The organism is Burkholderia sp. Z1 (assembly GCF_014893795.1).
GTDB classification, from domain to species: domain Bacteria; phylum Pseudomonadota; class Gammaproteobacteria; order Burkholderiales; family Burkholderiaceae; genus Burkholderia; species Burkholderia theae.
Map to the genome: position 1 here is coordinate 2,095,437 of NZ_JACFYL010000001.1, position 15,602 is coordinate 2,111,038.

At 68.9% G+C, this 15,602-nt stretch carries 13 protein-coding genes; 4 read left to right on the forward strand and 9 right to left on the reverse strand.

The window, feature by feature from the left end; all coding sequences use genetic code 11:
* Positions 1-50 precede the first annotated feature (50 nt).
* On the reverse strand, positions 51-1,145 hold the full coding sequence (locus H3H55_RS09675) for a polyamine ABC transporter substrate-binding protein (protein WP_193098457.1): 1,095 nt from the start codon (positions 1,143-1,145) through the stop codon (positions 51-53).
* Between the two features lie 511 nt (positions 1,146-1,656).
* Here H3H55_RS09675 and H3H55_RS09680 point away from each other — a divergent pair.
* Positions 1,657-1,860 (forward strand): DUF1289 domain-containing protein, encoded by a 204-nt coding sequence (locus tag H3H55_RS09680; protein WP_006493160.1) that lies wholly within the window; start codon positions 1,657-1,659, stop codon positions 1,858-1,860.
* A gap of 74 nt (positions 1,861-1,934) precedes the next feature.
* On the opposite strand, the gene H3H55_RS09685 is transcribed toward H3H55_RS09680, so the two are convergent.
* The 3 genes from H3H55_RS09685 to H3H55_RS09695 form a co-directional block, all read right to left on the reverse strand.
* On the reverse strand, positions 1,935-2,576 hold the full coding sequence (locus H3H55_RS09685) for an OmpW/AlkL family protein (RefSeq protein WP_193098458.1): 642 nt from the start codon (positions 2,574-2,576) through the stop codon (positions 1,935-1,937).
* A 65-nt stretch (positions 2,577-2,641) separates the two neighbouring features.
* Positions 2,642-3,832: an NAD(P)H-dependent flavin oxidoreductase gene (locus tag H3H55_RS09690; protein ID WP_193098459.1), complete on the reverse strand. Its 1,191-nt coding sequence runs from the start codon at positions 3,830-3,832 to the stop codon at positions 2,642-2,644.
* Positions 3,833-3,955: 123 nt separating this feature from the next.
* A complete protein-coding gene (locus H3H55_RS09695) occupies positions 3,956-5,392 on the reverse strand; it encodes an aldehyde dehydrogenase family protein (protein ID WP_193098460.1) in 1,437 nt (478 codons plus the stop codon).
* A 172-nt stretch (positions 5,393-5,564) separates the two neighbouring features.
* Here H3H55_RS09695 and H3H55_RS09700 point away from each other — a divergent pair, with 172 nt between their 5' ends.
* Together H3H55_RS09700 and H3H55_RS09705 are read left to right on the forward strand one after the other, a co-directional pair.
* A complete protein-coding gene (locus tag H3H55_RS09700; protein ID WP_193098461.1) occupies positions 5,565-6,326 on the forward strand; it encodes a hypothetical protein in 762 nt (253 codons plus the stop codon).
* 298 nt (positions 6,327-6,624) lie between these two features.
* Positions 6,625-6,990 (forward strand): hypothetical protein, encoded by a 366-nt coding sequence (locus tag H3H55_RS09705; protein WP_047900785.1) that lies wholly within the window; start codon positions 6,625-6,627, stop codon positions 6,988-6,990.
* Positions 6,991-7,086: 96 nt separating this feature from the next.
* Here the strand turns inward: H3H55_RS09705 and H3H55_RS09710 are convergent, their stop codons facing one another.
* Positions 7,087-7,566 (reverse strand): DUF2501 domain-containing protein, encoded by a 480-nt coding sequence (locus H3H55_RS09710; RefSeq protein ID WP_129512217.1) that lies wholly within the window; start codon positions 7,564-7,566, stop codon positions 7,087-7,089.
* A gap of 297 nt (positions 7,567-7,863) precedes the next feature.
* Between H3H55_RS09710 and H3H55_RS09715 the strand changes: the two genes are divergently transcribed.
* Positions 7,864-8,421, forward strand: coding sequence for a hypothetical protein (locus tag H3H55_RS09715; RefSeq protein WP_193098462.1), 558 nt, complete (start codon positions 7,864-7,866; stop codon positions 8,419-8,421).
* 35 nt (positions 8,422-8,456) lie between these two features.
* On the opposite strand, the gene H3H55_RS09720 is transcribed toward H3H55_RS09715, so the two are convergent.
* The 4 genes from H3H55_RS09720 to H3H55_RS09735 are packed head-to-tail and all read right to left on the reverse strand — an operon-like array spanning position 8,457 to position 15,573.
* Positions 8,457-9,695, reverse strand: a complete 1,239-nt coding sequence (locus tag H3H55_RS09720) for an MFS transporter (RefSeq protein ID WP_193098463.1) — start codon at positions 9,693-9,695, stop codon at positions 8,457-8,459.
* Between the two features lie 34 nt (positions 9,696-9,729).
* Positions 9,730-10,833 (reverse strand): 3-deoxy-7-phosphoheptulonate synthase, encoded by a 1,104-nt coding sequence (locus H3H55_RS09725; RefSeq protein ID WP_193098464.1) that lies wholly within the window; start codon positions 10,831-10,833, stop codon positions 9,730-9,732.
* A gap of 34 nt (positions 10,834-10,867) precedes the next feature.
* Positions 10,868-11,662 carry a 2,3-dihydro-2,3-dihydroxybenzoate dehydrogenase gene (locus tag H3H55_RS09730; RefSeq protein WP_226799999.1) on the reverse strand — a complete coding sequence of 265 codons (795 nt, stop codon included), beginning with the start codon at positions 11,660-11,662 and terminating at the stop codon, positions 10,868-10,870.
* A complete protein-coding gene (locus tag H3H55_RS09735; protein WP_193098465.1) occupies positions 11,659-15,573 on the reverse strand; it encodes a non-ribosomal peptide synthetase in 3,915 nt (1,304 codons plus the stop codon). The genes H3H55_RS09730 and H3H55_RS09735 overlap by 4 nt, the downstream gene beginning before the upstream one ends.
* Positions 15,574-15,602 lie beyond the last annotated feature (29 nt).

The window sequence follows — 15,602 nt, forward strand, 5'->3', positions numbered from 1 at the left end:
GCCCCCGGGGGCACCAGGGGCTTCATGACTGCTGGTTCACTTCGCTCGCGTCAGCGGCCCGACTTCAGCTCGGTCCACAGACGCGTCTGCAGGCGCTGGATTTCAGGCGGCAGCGGCTTGAGCAGGAACAGCGTCTTCACGACGTCGGCCGGCGGGTAGACGGCCGGGTCGTTCGCGACGTCGGGCCGCACGTACTTGCGGGCCTCGGCGTTGGCGCTCGGGTAGTACACCGCGTTCGTGATCGCCGCGTGCACCTTCGGATCCTCGATGTAGTTGATCCACTGCAGCGCGGCATCCTTGTTCTTCGCGTCCTTCGGGATCGCCATCACGTCGAACCACACCGGCGCGCCGCCCTTCGGAATGTAGTACTCGACCTTGTACGGTTTCTTCGCTTCGATCGCGCGATGCTTCGCGATCACGACGTCGCCCGACCAGCCGAACGCGAAGCAGATGTCGCCGCCGACCAGGTCGTTGATGTAGCCCGACGAGTTGAATTGCGTGATGTACGGGCGGATCTTCTTCAGCACGTCCATCGCGGCCTTGTAGTCGGCCGGGTTCGTGCTCATCGGATCCTTGCCGATGTAGTGCAGCGCGGCCGCGAACATCTGGTCGGGTGCGTCGAGCACCGACACGCCGCAGGTCTTCAGCTTCGCGAGGTTTTCCGGCTTGAACAGGATGTCCCAGTTGTCGAGCGGGACCTTGCCGAGCGCCTGCTGCGCCTTCGTCAGGTTGTACGCGAGACCCGTCGTGCCATACGCCCAGGGCACCGAATACTTGTTGCCCGGGTCTGCGCCGGCGACGAGCGCCATCAGTTGCGGATCGAGATACTTGAGGTTCGGCAGCTTCGACTTGTCGAGCGGCGCGAAGATGCCGGCGGCGATCTGCTTGCCCGCGTAGTTGCTGGTCGGCACGACGATGTCGTAGCCCGAGCTGCCCGTCAGCAGCTTCGCCTGCAGCGTGTCGTCGCTGTCGTAGTTGTCGTAGCGGACCTTCACGCCCGACTGCTTCTCGAAGTTCGGGATCGTGTCCTTCGCAATGTAGTCGGACCAGTTATAGACATTGAGCTGCGTATCCTTCGCTGCTGCCGCCGATGCACCCACGCACAGCGCGAGCGCTGCGAACCGGCCCACTACCTTTGCTTTCATCCCGCTCTCCCTCCGGCCGGACACGTTGTCCGGCTGCCGTCTGCCTCGTCATGGCGGCGCATTCTGGTGCTCCGCCCCTCGAAAACCCCGAAAACTACCACCATTCGCGCTACGTCACAAAAAAATCATGCCGGTGTCGCGCAAACGGAACAGATTCCCGCCGCCGGCCAGTCAGGCCGCCCGTGCGGCGGGGTGTTCCGGGGGAATTTTATCGGGTAATCGGCGGCTGTCCACAGGGAAAAACCGGCGGTGGCAAAACGACGTTCGCGTGCCGGGCGGGCGGCCCGTTCGGCGGGTGTGCACGTCGCTTGTTTCGCCGGTGAAATCGCGACGCGTGTCGCGCGCACCCGGGCCCGGGGCCGGCTGGCGATCCCGCCGGCCAGCCGTTGCCGGTGTGGGGTCGTACTGTCACGGCTCTGCACCGGTACAGCATGCCGGCCGCCCCCGCCCGACCGGGCGGCCGCGATGCATTAAAATGGCGGCTGACGATTCAACTGCGCGAACCCTCCCGATGGCCTCCAATCTCCACGACCTGCCCGACAGCCCCTGCATCGGCGTGTGCTCGACCCTCTTCGACGAAGTCTGCAAGGGTTGCGGCCGCACGGCCGCCGAAGTATCGAACTGGGTGTTCCTGAGCGACGACGAAAAGCGCGCGGTGTGGGAGCGCATCACGCGCGAAGGCACCGCGATGCGCTTCCAGTACGACAAGCTGTAAATCCGCCGCGCAAAAAAAAGCGGCATGCCGACTGCCATGCCGCCAACCCCAACTCTGTTTTTTTCCCGCCGCGTCTAGAACTTCATCCCGACGCCCACGCCGACGATCAGCGGATCGATGTGCAGCGTGCCGATGCCCTTGTCGCCGAGCGTCGCATCGGTGCTCATCCAGATCTTCTTCACGTCGACGTTCATGAACACCTTCTTCGTCAACTGCACGTCCACGCCGAACTGCAGCGCGGGGCCGAAGCTGCTCTTGTTGATCGACACGCCCTCCCCACCGACGTTGAGCCCGTTGTTGTAGAAGTACGTGTAGTTCACCCCGGCGCCGACGTACGGACGCACCTTGCCCGCATGGTTGAAGTGATACTGCAGCAGCAGTGTCGGCGGCAGCACGCCCACGCCGCCGAGATTGCCGAGGCTCGACGTCAGCTGGTGCCGCGACGTGCCGAGGATCAGCTCGACACCAAGGTAATCGCGGATCATGTACGTGAAGTCGAGCTCGGGCACGATCGCGTTGTTCACACCGACGTTGAGCGCACCCAGCGTGTCGCTCGCGCGCTCGTTAGGCTGGATGCTGATCGCGCGCAGTCGAACCAGTACGTCACCCTGATTGATGCCGTCGCCCGGCGACGCTGCGTGCGACAGCGAAGGCATCGCGACGAGGCTTGCCGCGACGGCGGCAGCGGTGACACAAGTTCGAATCGTTTTATGCATGGTACGGACCCCCAAAGAATGGTTTCCATTCTCCTCGTAGGGTCTTTTCGACATCTTGATATCCGTCAAGCCAGCGTAAACGTGGGACGGTTTGCCGCAGGCTCGGTCGCACGTCCTGTCAGCAGCAGGTCGAGCAAGTCGCGCACGCTGCGGATCGTACGGCCGAACGGCAGCGCTTCGCGGCCACGGAAGAACAGCCCGTTCGCAACGTCGCCGCGCAACGCCGCCGCGAGCCGCGTATCGATGCAGAAATGGCCGAACTTCTCGATGCCGTCGCGCAGCCCGCACACGCTCAGGCATTCGAGCGCGGTCGGACAGCGCTGCTTCAGCGCGCCGAGCTTGTTGCGAATGCGCGTCTCGTTGCGCAGGTAACGATCGAGCCACGGTGTCTTCACCGCGCGCGCGGGCAGCCCCGTCACGCTGACGAATTCGACGATGTCGTCGGGCGTCGCGTCGGCGAGCACGCGCTTGAAATCCGGATGCGCATCACCCTCTTCCGTCACCGCGAACGGCGTCCCGACCTGCACGCCGTTCGCGCCGGCCGCGAACGCCGCGCGCACCGTGTCGTGGCTGTTGATCCCGCCCGCGACGATCAGCGGGATCGTCTCGCGCGCGAGGCCGAGCGACGCCATCACCTGCGCGGTCTCGTCGAGCACGCGCGCAAAATCGAATCGAGGGTCGTGCATGTCGTCGATCTGCGTGACGCCGAGGTGGCCGCCCGCATGCGCCGGATGCTCGATCACGAGCGCATCGGGCAGGCGCCCCTTCTTCATCCACTTCTTCAGCACCAGCGCGATCCCGCGGCTGTCCGACAGGATCGGGATCAGCGCGATGTCGTGTCCTTGCGTGAGATCGGGCAGGTCGAGCGGCAGGCCCGCGCCCATCACGATCGCGTCCGCGCCTTCGTCGCACGCGACGCGCACGTAGTCCGCATGCGCGCTCACCGCCTTCATCACGTTGACCGCGATCATCCCGCGCCCTTCGCTGTAGGTCTTCGCGAGACGGATCTCGCGCGCCAGCGCATCGAGGTTCGCGCTCTCGAGCGTCGCGCGATCGGGTTGCGCGCGGCACCGCGCGAGCAGGTCCGCATGATGGTGGCGCAGGTCGATGCTCGCGATCGTGCCGACCGCGCCTTCGCGGGCGACGCTGCCCGCCAGCCGGTGTGCGGAGATGCCGACGCCCATGCCGCCCTGCACGACGGGCAACAAGGTGCGGCCGCGAATCGTCAGCGGCGGAAAGGAACTGCGTACGGTCATCTGAAACCTCGTCGGAACATCGGAACCGCGATGATCGACGATCCACCGCCGCGCACCTTGACGCGCGTCAATAAAAAAACGGCACGCAAGCGTGCCGTTTCCGGTTCATGCGCTGCGAAGCGCTCAGGCCGGCTTCGCTGGCTTGAGCTGCATCGACTTGTACTCGAGATACTCTTCGAGCCCGTACACGCCGTTCTCGCGGCCATGCCCCGACTGCTTGTAGCCGCCGAACGGCGCGGCGCCGTTCCACGTGCCGCCGTTGATGTCGACCTGCCCCGTGCGGATGCGGCGCGCGACGCCCATCGCGCGTTCGTCGCTGCCGGCCCATACCGCGCCGCCGAGCCCGTACGGCGAATCGTTCGCGATCCGCACGGCCTCGTCTTCGTCGCGATACGTGATGATCGACAGCACCGGCCCGAAGATCTCTTCCTGCGCGATCGTCGATTTCGGATCGACCCGGCCGAACACGGTCGGCTTCACGAAGAAGCCCTTCGCGAGCCCCTCCGGCAGGCCCGTGCCGCCCGTCACGAGTTCCGCGCCTTCGTCGATGCCGCGCTGGATATACGCCTGCACGCGCTGCTGCTGCACGGCCGACGCGAGTGCGCCGAGGCGCGTCGCGTCCTGCCGCGGATCGCCCGCGACGTACGTTTCGGCCGCGGCCTTCGCGATCTCGCGCGCCTCTTCGTAACGCGCTTCCGGCACCAGCATCCGCGTATGCGCGGAGCAGGTCTGGCCCGCGTTCAGGTAGCACGCGTTGACCGTGCCCTTCACCGCCGTCGCGAAGTCGGCGTCGTCGAGGATCACCGACGCCGACTTGCCGCCCAGTTCGAGCGCAACGCGCTTGACGCCCGCGGCCGCCAGTTCGGCCACGCGCTTGCCGGCGCGCGTCGAACCCGTGAACGACACCATGTCGACGTCCGGATCGGTCGCCAGCACTTCGCCGACCACCGGGCCATAACCGCACACGAGGTTGAACACGCCGGGCGGCAGACCGGCTTCGTGAATCGCCTCGGCGAGCATGAATGCGTTGAGCGGCGCGACTTCGGACGGCTTCAGGACGACCGTGCAGCCCGCCGCAAGTGCCGGCGCGACCTTCAGCGTGACCTGGTTGAGCGGGTAGTTCCACGGCGTGATCGCCGCGACGACGCCGACCGGCTCGCGCACGACGAGCGAGTTGCCGACCTGCGCCTCGAATTCGAACGACTCGGCGAGCTTCGCGTACGCCTTCCAGTTGTAGATCGGACCGCCGACCTGGATCGCGCGCGACAGCTTGATCGGCATGCCGACTTCGCCCGTGATCGACTGCGCGAGTTCCTCGCTGCGCGCCTGCAGATGCTCGACGATCTTGCGCAGGTAGCCCGCGCGCGTCGCGGCCGGCGTGACCGCCCACGCGTCGAAGGCCGCGCGCGCCGCGCGGATCGCATCCTGCGCGTCGGACGCGACGCCCTCCGGAATCCGGCCGATCACCGCTTCGGTGCCCGAGTCGATCACGTCGATCGTGCCGGTTCCGGCCGGTTTGCGCCATGCGCCGTCGATATAGAACTGGTCGTAGATTTTCATCGTGCTGCGTCTCCTGTTGGCCAGAGTGGGCGCCTCCGCGCACTCCCGTTCCATGCTTCGCGAGAAAGTCGACATTCTAACGAGCATTGCGGGCGGCGCGTGTGACGATTGACAGCCATTCGAAAGCTATTTAGCCTCTGGCGCCTCAATCATCATAAGAAAGGAGAATGCCATGAGCATCCTGACCAAAATCGAGGGCGGCTACCTTCAGGTACTGCGTGTGATCGTGCTGTTGTTCGCGACCGCGGTGCTGATCGGCGGGGTCATATTCGGCGCGGTCGCACTCGATGCGCACCTGTCGAAGCCGCCGAAGATCGACCCGGCCATCCAGGTCGATCCGGCGTCGTTCTCGTGGGAGAGCGACGCGCCCGCCAAGGCCGCGCCGGCCACCGGCAGCCCGACTGCGAAGGACGACGCCGCGTCGCCCGCGCAGCGCCTGTCGACACAACTGTCGGCCATCGTGCAGAAACACGGCCGCGTGGCACTGACTCCGGACTTCACGCTCGACAGCAACGTGTACGAACCGTCGTTCCAGCGCGTGCTCGGCGAAGACGGCCATCCGCCCGTCGCGTACTACGAACAGCAGATCGCTTATCTCGACAAGGTACTGTCGCGCCAGGACGTCGCGGCCGACATCAAGAAAAAGGTCGCCGCACACGGCGACGCGTACACGCGCGACCAAGCGTATATCGACCTCATAACGGCCATCACACGCGACTTCGCCCAGCGCTACGAGGCCCGCCGAACCGCGATCGAGAACGAGAAGAAAGCCGCGGAAGACACGGCCGTCGAGAACGGCCAGACCGCGCGCTACGCCGGCGCCGCCGCGCTCGTCGCGCTGTACTCGTTCGTGTCGCTCGCGGTACTGATCATCCTGATCCGCGTCGAGCGCAGCATCCGCTCGATCGCGCGCGCCACGCACACGCCCACCTGAGCGCACGCATCGGCAGCCCGCGTGCCGGGCTGCGGGGCGGGCCCCGCCACGGGCCCGCCACCCCGCGGAAACTACCGTTCCGCGTCGAGCATTTCCCCACTGTTCCCCCGCCTTCCATTCCGCCGCACCGTTGCTCCGCAGTCAGTCACGAACGCCGGTGCAGCGTCGACCCGGCCGCCATCGTGTAAGCATCCGCCCGAGTGCGCGACCAGGCCCGCATCGTGCTATGTTTTTATTATCGGCACCGGCCCATTGCGACCGGCGCCGCCCGGAATCCCTGCATTTCGTGAGCGCTGCCATGTCCGACGCATCCCACACCCTCGGCTCGCAAGACCGCCTGGAACTGCTCTGCTGGCTCACCTGCGGCAATCTCGGCGCGTTTTACCTCAACGAATCGTGGCCGGACGCCACGTTCCAGGTTCAGGCCGCGCACCGCTGGCTCGATCGCCATCACCGCCAGGCCGACTGGCTCGCGGTCGCGAAGCTCGCCGCGCTCGCGCAGGACATCGCGAAACGACATGCCGGGTTCGTCGATGCGTCGTGGGCACGCGACGCGGTCGAGGAAATCGTCGATACCGACGATCTCGACTATCGGGCGAAACTCGTGCAATGGGTGTACGAAGACTGCTGCAAGGCGCTCGCCGACAAGCGGCTAGCCGATTGACGCGCGCGGGGCGGTATGCAAGCGGCGACTGCCGCCGCACATCCGCCGCGCCGGTTCGATAGCGTGCGCCGCGTTGCAGCGCGCACGCCGCCGTAGTTAAAGCAGCGATTTTCCTTGCGACAGCACCTTGTCGCAGATCTGCTTGGTCACCTGCTGCTTCAGGCCGCCGCCGCTCAGGTCGAGCTTGCTGCCGTTGCCGGCATCGAGGATCCCGCTCGCACCACTGGTGTAGCCGCTGTCGGACGACGCATTGCCGCCGAGCTTGCCCATCAGCGCGTCCTTCACCGACGATGCGCCGCCGGACGCGCCGCCGAGATAGTTGTTCTGGATGCAGAACTGCAGCAGGCCCGCGACGTTGCCGGTGCTGCCCGGCATCAGCGACGAACCGCCGCCGCCCGTCAGCGCACTGCCGAGGCCGCCCAGGTTACCGAGCGCACCGCCCGCGCTGCCGCCCGAATCGCCACCGCCGCCGACCTGCTTCAGGACGTCGCCAAGCTGCGCATGGGCCACCGAAAACGGCGCGAGCAATCCGATCAGCGCGCCGGCAACGGTCGCGCGGTATAGACGTGCATTCATGTGAAGCCTCCCGGTTGTGACTGCGTGAGTACCGCAAATCGAATTCAAGGATACTCAATCGACCCGGACATGACAGCCTTCGTGCACGGCCTGAAACGTCAGGCATCGTGATATATCGCCGCGATTTGACAATGCTTGACGGGGAGACGTATCACGCACGGCCGGTTCGATGCGCAACTGAAGGCACTCGCGCGCGAACGCCATTCCGTGTCGCCGGCACACGCGAAGCGTCATAGAATCGTCGTCGGCCGTTCGGGCCCTCGGCCCGATCTCAACCTCGAACATGAAGGATGACGCGTGGCACTCGCCCATCGATTTCTGCTGATCGCCGGTGCATCGGCCGCGCTGCTTGCCGACTCCGGCGCCGCCCATGCGGCGCCCCCGCCCGCAGCGACGGCTGCCGCCGCATGCCCGTCGCCTTCGTTCGACCGCTATCCGGCACCCGCCGCACGCGCGCCGCGCAAGCCGGCCGCGGCGCCCCGGCTGACCAGCAAGGAAGCGCGCCTGTACCGCACCGTCATCCGCGACGAATTCGCGCAACCGGCCAATTTTGCCGGCCACTACCGCGTCGCGATCTGGGGTTGCGGAACGGATTGCCGGAATTTCGCGATCGTCGACAAGTACACGGGCGCGACCTACACGATGCCCGGCGTGAACGCGATCGCGGGCGTCATGGGCAACGACGACGAGCGCGTCGATTTCCGCGCCGGCAGTGCGCTGCTGATCGTCGCGGGCTGCTTCAACGACGACTGCGACGACAACAACGCGAAGGCCGCCCGGTTCTTCTATGAATGGACCGGCACGCGGCTGCACGCGATCGGCGCCTGTCCGCTGGTCGTTGCGCCGGTCGAATAACCGACGACCGATTCGCGCGACGCTCACGACAACCGTCACGCCGCCGGCGCGCGTGCCCCGGCACCGCATGTCGCGACGAATACGACCGCGAGCACCACGCCGATCGACACGAACGGCGCCGCCGGATGCAGTTCGTACAGCATCGTGCCGGCCAGCGGCGCGACGACCATGCTGAGCCCTTGTGCCATCGACATCGCGCCCGCGCATGCAGCCTGTTCATGCGGTTCGACGCGCGTGCTCGCGAGCGCCGCGACCGCGGGAAATGCGGCGCCCATCCCGCAGGCCGCCACGAAGTAGCTCGCGCATAGCAGCAGCGGGTGCGCGGCCTCCGCGGCCAGCGCCGACACGAACCCCGCGCCACCCGCCAGCGCGCCCCAGCGCAGCCATTGGAGCGGCGCGACCGCACGCAGGCGGCCGACCAGCGACTGCGTCGCGATCAACCCGAGGCCGGCGCTACCCAGCGCGTAACCGACCACCATCGACGCGTCGCCCGTTCGCACGTGCAGCCGGTCGATCACGTAAAAACCGAGCACGCTGTTCGCGATCATCACCGCGCTGTACAGCGCGAACGCGCTGCACCACGGCAGGCGTACGCGCGGATCGGTCGGCTTCAGCCGGGGCGGCGCCTGCCGCACCGCATGCACGCCGTCGGCGCGCAGCCGTCGCAGCCCCGCCAGCCCGACGAGCGGCAGCAACGCGAACACGGCGAGCGCGAGCGTCATGTCGAACCCGGCCAGCCAGCCCGCGAGCGGCGGCGCGAGCACCATCCCGATCGCGCCCGCCGCGCCGAATCGCGCGATCGCCGCCGCGCGCCCCGTGGCCGGCGTCCGGTCCGCGATCCACGCCGTGGCCGCGACGGGCAGCCCCGCATAACAACCGCCCATCGCCGCGCGCGTGACGAGCAGCGCGACAAGGCCCGCCCACACCGGCGGCACGGCGCTGCCGCCGTCGCGCAACGCCCAGCCGACGTAGCCGGCCAGCAGCAGCGAACTCGCGACGAACCCGACGATCGCCGCGCGCATCGTCGACAAGCGCCCGCGCGTGTCCGCCGCTCGCCCCCAGCGAGGCGCGACAGCCATCCACACGAGCCCGACGACGCCGATGATCGCGCCGATGTGCAGCGGTTCGAGATGCATGCGGCGCGCCATCGGGCCGGCGATCGTGACGAATGCGTAGGTGCCGGCCACCATCGCGAAGTTCGCGAGCAGCAGCGGCAGCAAGGACGCGCCGGCATCGGCCGGCGCTTGCAGGGATTCAACGGAAGTCGTCGACATGAGGTGTTCCGATGGAAAAGGTAAACGGCGCGCGTCAGCGCGCATGGGTGCCGTCGTCGGTCAGCAGGCAGCGGGCGCGCCACAGCGCGTCCTCGGTCGCCTCCCAGCCGATGCACGGATCGGTGATCGAGCAGCCGTAGCGCAGTGCGCCGCCCAGTGGCTGCGCGCCGTCCTCGATGAAGCTTTCGAGCATCACGCCCCGGATCGCTTCGTTGCCCGCGCGCATCTGCCCGACCACATCGTCCAGCACCGCCAGTTGCCGCATCGCCTGCTTGCCGCAGTTCGCATGCGAACAGTCGATCAGCAGGTTCGGCGTCAGGCGTTGCGCGCGCAACGTTTCGACCGCGGCCGCCACCGATGCAGCGTCGTAGTTCGGCCCGTGGCGACCGCCGCGCAGCACGAGGTGCGCGTGCGGATTCCCGGTGCTGTGCAGCAAGGCGGGACTGCCGGCACCATCGACGCCGATGAACGTGTGCGGCCGCATGCTGGCCAGCATCGCGTGCGCTGCGATGTCGACCTGGCCGTCCGTGCCGTTCTTGAAACCGACCGGCATCGCGAGCCCCGATGCCAGCTCGCGATGGATTTGCGATTCGGTCGTGCGCGCCCCGATCGCGGCCCAGCTCACCAGGTCGGACAGGTAGTGCGGCGTCGCGACGTCCAGCACCTCGGTCGCAACCGGCAGCCCGAGCGCGTTGATGTCGACGAGCAGCCGGCGCGCGGTGCGCAGCCCCTCCTCGACGCGATGGCTGCCGTCGAGCCCCGGATCGTTGATCAACCCTTTCCAGCCGACCGTCGTCCGCGGCTTCTCGAAGTAGACGCGCATCACCACGCAGAGCGCGTCGCGCACCGCGTGTGCAAGACCGGCGAGACGGCGCGCATAGTCGAGCGCGGCCGCCGGATCGTGGATCGAGCACGGTCCGACGACGACGATCCGGCGCGCGTCGCGCCGTTCGAGAATCGCGCGCAGCTGCGCGCGTCCCGCGTCGACGGTCGCCCGCGCGGCATACGACGCCGGCACCGCGTGGCGCAGCGCGTCGGGTACGGGCAGCCGCGCACCGACGCGCAACCGTTCTTCGTGACGCGGCAACGCGAATGCGCCTGCCGCGCCTTGTTCGGCACAGGCCGATATCTGTTTCATGAAGATGCTCCGGAGACGGAATTCAGACGGGCCGTCACACGCCGAGCGTCGCGCCGCCGTCGACACACAGCGTGTGCAGCGTTACGTGGCGCGCGGCGTCGGACAGCAGGAACAGCACGGTGTCGGCGACGTCGTCCGGTGCGGCGATGCGACCGAGCGGAATGCCGGTGCGATAGGTTTCGAGCGACCCCGCGATGACGCCTGCCGGACCTTCCGGGCCGCGCCACAGTTGGCGCTGCATCGGCGTGTCGGTCGAACCCGGCGCGACGATGTTGCAGCGAATGCCGTCGCCGGCCAGTTCCAGGCCGAGGCAGCGCGTGAACTGATGCGCGGCGGCCTTCGACGCGGCGTAGGCGGCCATCTGCGTGCGCGGCACGAGCGCCGCATTCGACCCGACGGTCACGATGCTGCCCGCGCGCCGCTCGATCATGCGCTGTGCGACCGCGCGCGACAGGTGGAACACGCCGTGCGTGTTCACCGCGAAGCAATGCGCCCAGTCGTCGTCGGTCAGCGACGTCGCCGCCGCGAGCCGCAGCACGCCGGCGACGTTCGCGAGCATGCCGATCGGGCCGACCGTCGCCTCCACGCGCTCGATTGCCGCGCGCACGGCGCGTGCGTCGGCCACGTCGACCGCGAACGGATGGACGCGGCCTGGCGCCGGCGTGCGATCCTCGGTCGCCCGCGCCAGCGCGTCGCCGTCGGCGTCGAACGCGGCGACGTCGACCCCGCGCGCGGCGAGCGCGCGAACCACCGCGGCGCCGATCCCGCGCGCCGCGCCGGTCACGACGGCCACACCGGCCGGAAATGTCATTTCGGTTTCCCTGCTCATCGATTCAAGTTCCTCGTAACGGTTTCCATGTCGGCCCATGCGGCGAGCCGTTCGGTCAGCGCGGCGCCGATCGCCGCCATCGGTTCGGGATCGGACATCCCGTCGTGCGAGCAGTCGAGCGCCACGCAGGTCGGCAACGCCGCCGGCCGGTGCGCGGCCCAGCTGTCGGGTGCCGGTGTGCCGGGCCGCCTGCGGGTTGCGTTGAACAGCAGCAGTTCGCCGCCGTAATGCGGGGTCGGCGCGGCGCGGAACTGGCGCATCTGCCGCAGCGTCGCGTCGACCAGCGCGTCGAGCCCCGCGCCGCCGAGCGCTGCGAACGGGCTGTTCGCACGCAGCAGGCGCTGCCGCAGCAATGCGTCGGACAACGCCGCCGTGTCGAAATCGCCGTTCACCGTCAGCAGGATCCGCAGCGCATCGCCCGCCTCCGGCTGCGGCTGTGCCATCCACGCGGACGACGGATAACTGTCCATCAACGCGAGCACGCCCACCGGTGCGCCGGCGCGTTCGAGGGCCGCCGCGACCGCGTACGCGAGCGCGCCGCCCAGCGACCAGCCGAGCAGGTGGTACGGACCGTCCGGCTGCAGTGCCCGCACGCGCCGCACATAGGTGTCGACGAGCGCGTCGAAATCGGCCGCGCCGTTCGTGTCGCCGACCGACAGTTGCAGCCCGTCGACCGTCGTGTCGGGCAGGTACGCGGCAAGCCGCAGGTAGCTCCACGCGAGGCCGTCGGCCGGATGGATGCAGATGAGCCGCTGCGCGGCGCCTCCCGCCGTCTGGATCGCAAGATGCGGGGCGAACGCGTCGCGCTCCGCGCGCGGCCGGTACGGCAGCGGCGTGCGCAGTGCAGCCGCCAGCGCCGCGACCGTCGCATGGCGGAACAGCATCGATACCGGCACGTCGCGGCCGAGCGCGGTCGCCAGCCGCGCGCTCACCTGGATCGCCTGCAACGACTTGCCGCCGATGTCGAAGAAATTCGAATCCGGCATCAGCGCGACGCCGCCGAGCACGCTGCGCCACGCGTGCATCACCTGCCGTTCGAGCGCGTCGGCGCGCGGATCGTCGTCCACGCCGATGCGGGCCGCCATCGCACGCTGCCGCAACGCGTTGCGATCGGTCTTGCCGTTGACGTTGCGCGGCAGCCGTTCGAGCACGTGCCACGCGTCGGGAATCGCCGCGGCCGGTAACGCGTCGGCGAGCCGCGCACGCAGCGCGGTCGTTTCGTCCACCCCGACGACGAACGCCGCGAGCGTCGTCACGTCGGCGTCGCCGCGCAACGCGACGACCGCCGCCTCGCGCACGTCCGGCGTGCGCAGCAGCCAGTCCTCGATCTCGCGCGGATCGATGCGCACGCCGCTGATCTTCACCTCGTGGTCGATCCGGCCGTCGAACACCAGCCGGCCGTCGCGCACGGTGGCGAGATCGCCGGTCCGGTACGCGCGCGCGCCGCTCCCCGGCAGCGCGACGAAGCGCTCGGACGTCAGCGCCGCATTGCCCGGGTAGCCGAGCGCCAGCGCGTCGCCGCACAGCACCAGCTCGCCCGTGCGGCCCTCGGCCACCGGATACAGCCGCTCGTCGACCACTTGCGCGTCGACACCCGCGCGTGGCGTGCCGATCGGCACCGGCTCGCCGTCGCGCCAGACCGCACCGGGGCCGCTCACGCAGGCGGCCGTCGCGATGATCGTCGCTTCGGTCGGCCCGTAGGTGTTCAGCAGCGCCAGATGCGGCAGGTGCGCGTGCCAGCGCCGGATCCGCTCCGGCAACGCGGCCTCGCCGCCGATGATCGTCAGACGCACGCCGGCAAGGCGCTGCGCATGGCGCGCGTCCAGTGCATGGGCGAGCACGTGCCAGTAGGCGGTCGGCAGATCAAGCACCGTGATGCGGCGGCGCTCGACCTCGGCCGTGAACGCATCGATCGAGTCGAGCATCGCGTCGTCGCGCAGCACGAGCGTCGCGCCGTTGCAGAGCGTCGCGAAGATCTCCTCGAAGCTCGCATCGAAATGCAGCGGCGCGAACTGCAGCACCCGGTCGCTCGGACCGATGCGATACAGGTCGCGCGTGCTCGCGACGAAATGCGCGAGCGCGCCGCGCCCGACCAGCACGCCGTTCGGCCGGCCGGTTGATCCCGACGTGTACAGGAGGTACGCGGGCTGTGCCGCGTCGGTCGCCGCGCACGCCACGTCGCGCGGCGACGGCACACGCGCCGCGTCCAGATCGAGCACCGGCCGCCCACCCGCACATTCGCGATACGCGTCGCGCGTGATCACCAGCGCGGGCGCCGCATCGGCCAGCATCGCCGCGACGCGCTGTGGCGGTCCGTCCGGATCGATCGGCACGATCGTCGCGCCGACCTTCAGCACGGCCAGCATCGCCGCAATCACGTCGGGCGCGCGCGGCGCGGCGATCGCGACACGTGCAGCGCGCGCCACGCCCCGTCGTTCGAGTTCCGTCGCAAGCGCATCGGCGTCGGCAAGCAGCGCGCGGTAGTCGATGCGCCAGTCGCCGGCCTCGATAGCCGGGTGCGCCGGTGCGTCGCGCGCGATGCGTTCGATCCGCGCGAGCACGTCGTCGTACGGCCCGGCGAGCGGCGCGCCGCGCACGATCGACGGCGCGGGCATCCCGTCGAGCAGCGCGCTCACCGGCTCGTCCGGCGCCTGTTCGGCAAATGCGTCGAGCCACGCGGCAAGGTCGCGCGCATGCGCGGCGAGCACGGCTTCGTCGTACGCGTTCGGGTTGGCTTCCAGCGTCAGATGCCACGCGCCGCCGCGCACGGCGAGCGTCACGTTCAGATCCTTCACCGGGCCGCCGCTCACCGCGCGGGTGTCGCTCGCGAGCCCGTGGAATGCGACCTGCCGTTCGAACGGCATCACGTTGACGGCCTGGTTAAACAGGAACGCGTTGCGCTCCAGCAGCCCGAGATCGCCGCGAATCCAGCCGTACCGGTAATACAGGTGCGGCCGGATCGCGCGCAGGCGCGCCGCGCATTCGCGCGCAAGCGCACGCGGCGAGCGCTCGGCGTCGACATGCATGCGCAGCGGCACGATGTTCATCGCCATGCACGGCACGCCGAGCGCCGGCGTGCCAAGCCGGTTCATCACCGGCAGCCCGAGCGTCAGGTCGCACTGGCCGCCCTGCTTCGCGAGCCAGATGCCGACCGCGCACAGCAGCCACGCATTCCAGTCGACGTCGACCCGCTCGGCGGCCGCGCGCAGCGCGCGCACGCGTTCGGCGTCGAGCACGCGCGTCGCGCGCCACGCGTCGGGGGCGATGTCCTGCTTCGGCGCGAGGACGAGCGGCGCGGGCACTTCGCGCAGATGCGCGCGCCAGAACGCGCGATCGGCATCGAAGCCGCCGTCGGCGCGATAACGCGCCTCGGCCTCCACCACGCGATCGATCCGCCAGTCGGGCAGCACCGGCAGCGGCCCGCCGCCGACACGTGCGTTGTAGCGGGCGGCCACGGCCTGCTGCAGCAGACCGTAGCCGAAGCCGTCGAGCGCGATGTGATGCACCTGCAGGTACCACCAGTGCCGGGTCGGCGACAGCCGCAGCAGCGCGGTGCGGTACAGCGGATCGGCCGTCACGTCGCAGCAGATCGACAGCGACGCCTTCATCCACGCATGCGCCGCCTGCACGGGATCGGCTTGCACCGACAGGTCGACGAGCGGCAGCCGCGTGCGCGGCGTCCGGCGCGCCTGCCACAGCGCATCGTCCTGCCACGCGAACCGCATGTGCAGCGCGTCGGCGTGATCGAGCACGGCCTCGACACTGTCGGTCAGCGCGGCGACGTCGAGCGCGCCGTCGAGCTCGACGGTCTCGGCCGTCAGATAGCCCGGATCGTCGGAATCGACCTGTTGCGCGACCCAGATTCCGTACTGCGCGGAAGTCGCGCGGATCGGCAAGGATTCGTTTGTCATGAGCGAGCTTGCTCCGAAGTTCGTTGAGC

Excerpts from the sequence above, each read along its gene's own strand:
- H3H55_RS09675 (WP_193098457.1), bottom strand. The coding sequence starts at position 1,145 with ATGAAAGCAAAGGTAGTGGGCCGGTTCGCAGCGCTCGCGCTGTGCGTG.
- H3H55_RS09680 (WP_006493160.1), top strand. The coding sequence starts at position 1,657 with ATGGCCTCCAATCTCCACGACCTGCCCGACAGCCCCTGCATCGGCGTG.
- H3H55_RS09685 (WP_193098458.1), bottom strand. The coding sequence starts at position 2,576 with ATGCATAAAACGATTCGAACTTGTGTCACCGCTGCCGCCGTCGCGGCA.
- H3H55_RS09690 (WP_193098459.1), bottom strand. The coding sequence starts at position 3,832 with ATGACCGTACGCAGTTCCTTTCCGCCGCTGACGATTCGCGGCCGCACC.
- H3H55_RS09695 (WP_193098460.1), bottom strand. The coding sequence starts at position 5,392 with ATGAAAATCTACGACCAGTTCTATATCGACGGCGCATGGCGCAAACCG.
- H3H55_RS09700 (WP_193098461.1), top strand. The coding sequence starts at position 5,565 with ATGAGCATCCTGACCAAAATCGAGGGCGGCTACCTTCAGGTACTGCGT.
- H3H55_RS09705 (WP_047900785.1), top strand. The coding sequence starts at position 6,625 with ATGTCCGACGCATCCCACACCCTCGGCTCGCAAGACCGCCTGGAACTG.
- H3H55_RS09710 (WP_129512217.1), bottom strand. The coding sequence starts at position 7,566 with ATGAATGCACGTCTATACCGCGCGACCGTTGCCGGCGCGCTGATCGGA.
- H3H55_RS09720 (WP_193098463.1), bottom strand. The coding sequence starts at position 9,695 with ATGTCGACGACTTCCGTTGAATCCCTGCAAGCGCCGGCCGATGCCGGC.
- H3H55_RS09725 (WP_193098464.1), bottom strand. The coding sequence starts at position 10,833 with ATGAAACAGATATCGGCCTGTGCCGAACAAGGCGCGGCAGGCGCATTC.
- H3H55_RS09730 (WP_226799999.1), bottom strand. The coding sequence starts at position 11,662 with ATGAGCAGGGAAACCGAAATGACATTTCCGGCCGGTGTGGCCGTCGTG.
- H3H55_RS09735 (WP_193098465.1), bottom strand. The coding sequence starts at position 15,573 with ATGACAAACGAATCCTTGCCGATCCGCGCGACTTCCGCGCAGTACGGA.